The organism is Sphaerotilus sp. (assembly GCF_041083715.1).
Classification (GTDB): Bacteria; Pseudomonadota; Gammaproteobacteria; order Burkholderiales; family Burkholderiaceae_C; genus Sphaerotilus.
Map to the genome: position 1 here is coordinate 1 of NZ_JBFPGY010000151.1, position 3,136 is coordinate 3,136.

The following is a 3,136-nucleotide window of genomic DNA, read 5'->3' on the forward strand; positions in this document are numbered from 1 at the left end:
CGCGTGGTGATCGAGACCACCGGCCTCGCCGATCCCGGTCCGGTGGCGCAGACCTTCTTCATGGACGACGAGGTCGCCGAGAGCTACCTGCTCGACTCCATCCTGACGCTGGTGGACGCCGTGCACGCCCAGACCCAGCTCGACGACCGCCAGGAAGCGCGCCGCCAGATCGGTTTCGCCGACCAGCTCTTCATCAGCAAGGCCGATCTCGTCGACGAGGCGTCGCTCGATGCGCTGTCGCACCGCCTGAAGCACATGAACCCGCGTGCGCCGCAGCGCCGCGTGAACTTCGGCGAGGTGCCCATCGCCCAGGTGTTCGACCTGCACGGCTTCAACCTGAACGCCAAGCTGGAGATCGACCCGGAGTTCCTCGCAGCCGCCGACCACGGCCACGGCCATGCGCACGACGACCACCACGGCCATGACCACGCACCCGGCGAACACTGCGACCACCCGCACCACCATCACCACGACGACGACGTGAAGTCCTTCGTCTTCCGCTCGCACAAGGCCTTCAACCCGGCCAAGCTGGAGGACTTCCTCGGCTCGATCGTGCAGATCTACGGCCCGCGCATGCTGCGCTACAAGGGCGTGCTGAACATGAAGGGCACCGAGCGCAAGGTCATCTTCCAGGGCGTGCACCAGCTGATGGGCAGCGACCTCGGCCCGAAGTGGATGCCCGGCGAGAAGCGCCAGAGCAAGATGGTGTTCATCGGCATCGACTTGCCCGGTGACGTGTTCCAGCAAGGCCTGGCGCAGTGTCTGGTGTGATGCGCCGCACGTCGGGGCACACCCTCGCCGGCACGCCTCAGGCGCCGGCAGGCTGAGGTGGATACAATCCGCGCGCCCGGAATCGGCCCTGACAGGTGGCCGCCACGATTTCACCCTTGATTGCCACCAGAGTCTCCCATGCCCCAGAACGACCCCAAGACCGACCCGACCCTCGCCAACGCGTGGAAGACCAAAGCCGGACGCGACCTGACGGAAGCCGAGCTGATGGCCATGCCCGAGAGCGAGTACATGAGCGAGCAGCAGCTCGACTTCTTCCGTGCCTGCCTGAAAAAGCAGAAGGATGACCTGCTGGCCAACGCGGGCGAAACGACCGAGCACCTGCGTGAAGACACGTCCATCGTCCCCGATCCAGCGGATCGCGCCACGATCGAGGAAGAGCACGCGCTGGAACTGCGCACCCGCGACCGCGAGCGCAAGCTGCTGAAGAAGATCACCCAGTCGCTGAGCCGCATCGAATCCGGTGACTATGGTTACTGTGATGAAACCGGCGAACCGATCGGCCTGGGACGCCTGCTGGCACGCCCGACCGCTACACTGTCACTGGAAGCGCAGCAGCGCAGGGAACTGAAACAAAAACTCTTCGGCGACTGAGCACACGGGCCTGCTGATCAACCCGTCTGTGTCCAGCCGTACCTCCAGACATGGCTGACCCCAAGGATCCTCCCAAGAGCGGTTTTTTCCGCAAGGTGGTGCGCTTCGCGCTCAACCCGACCACCGACTGGGCAGACCTGAGTTCGGCCGGGCCGGACAGCAAGGAAGACGACCACGCCAAGTCCGAACTCAAGGCGATGATCGAGCGCAAGCGGCGCAACGATTTCGTGCGCAAGCGCGAGTTCGACACGCTGCGCAAGATCCGCCGGGAAGGGCTGACCGGCGAGGGCCTGGCAGGCCTCGATGGTCTGTCGCACCTCGACGACTCCGAGGTGCGCAGCCAGGACAGCTACGCCACCCGCCCGGACAGCGACGACGTCAAGGACAAGATCGACGCGATCGAGCGCCAGATGGTGATCGAGGCCAACGGCTCGGCGCCCCGTCGCAACGCCGCCGTCACGGTGGGCCGCCAGGCGCCCGTCGTGCGCACCGAGTCCTTCTTCGGCGCGACGACGGCACCGCAGGTCATGGCGGCACATCCCCAGCTCTCGGACGCCTTCAAGCCGACGACGCCGATGCAGATGGAGTCGGTGGTGATGGGCCATGACCCCCATGCCCGCGGCCTCTCGCTGCGGGCGTTCGCCACTGAATCCCCGGGGCTGACGACTGGTGCCTCGCGTCTGGCGCCCTCCCGCGTCAGCAGCGTCCACGGCTTGATGGACGACGCGTCGCCGCACAGCGTCGAAGTGACCGAGCTGGCACACGATCCGGATCTCGACGAGGCGGTGATCGCCTTCGCCAACGCCGATTTCGACCTGTGCGAACGCTCCCTGCACAGCCTGATCGGTCTGAGCGGCCCGCGGGCCCAGCATGCCGAAACCTGGTATGCCCTGTTCGACCTCTACCGTGCGACCGGCCAGCAGCTCAAGTTCGAATCGCTGGCACTGGACTACACCCAGCGCTTCGGCTGGTCACCGCCGCAGTGGTATTCGCTGCCGCGCCTGGTGGCGGATGCCGTCGCCAGCGAGCGTGCGCGTCCGCCCCTGCGCGGCAACAACAACAGCCAGTTCGACGGCACGGTCGGCTGGGTCGCACCCGATTTCATCGATGCCGACGCCGTCACCCAGCTGCGCTCGCAGCTGCTGCAGATGCCGCTGCCCTGGGTGCTTGACTGGCGCCACACGCGCCACATCGACGCGCAGGCCGCCAGCGCGCTGCACCGTCTCCTGAAGGACTGGGCGGATGAGCCGATCGAGATGTGCTGGCTTGGCGGCGATTCGCTGTTCACGCTGCTGGCCGACCTGTCGCCCACCAGCGTGCGCGACGCGGATCCGGCGTACTGGATGCTGCGCCTCGAAGCACTGCGACTGACCCACCGGGCCCTCGATTTCGACCAGGTCGCCATCGACTACTGCCTGACCTACGAGGTGTCTCCGCCATCGTGGGCACCGTCGCGCTGCGTGCTGCGGCTGTCCGACGAAACGGGCCGGACCGTGGCGCCGGTCGCCAGCGTCGCCGAGGTCGTCACCGGCTTCATGGAATCGCAGACACCGGACGAGGGCCTGCTGGAAGTGGCCACCGTCGAGCTGAACGGCCAGCTCATCGGCGACATCGGCAACCTGCTCAAGGGCATGGACCAGCAGATCGGCAAGTCGACGCTGATCCAGGTGTCCTGCGCGCGCCTGATCCGCGTCGATTTCATTGCGGCAGGCGACCTGCTCAACTGGGTGCTGTCCCGCCATTCCGAGGGGCG

Annotated in this window: 3 protein-coding genes; all 3 read left to right on the forward strand. The window is 66.6% G+C overall.

Annotated features, from left to right (window positions below):
- Positions 1 to 771, forward strand: a 771-nt coding sequence (locus AB3X43_RS06880; protein WP_369429118.1) for a CobW family GTP-binding protein, incomplete at its 5' end; no start/stop codon positions are given.
- A gap of 138 nt (positions 772 to 909) precedes the next feature.
- Positions 910 to 1,383, forward strand: coding sequence for an RNA polymerase-binding protein DksA (dksA, locus tag AB3X43_RS06885; RefSeq protein ID WP_322586810.1), 474 nt, complete (start codon positions 910 to 912; stop codon positions 1,381 to 1,383).
- A gap of 50 nt (positions 1,384 to 1,433) precedes the next feature.
- The coding region (locus tag AB3X43_RS06890) for a hypothetical protein (protein WP_369429119.1) at positions 1,434 to 3,136 on the forward strand (1,703 nt) is incomplete at its 3' end.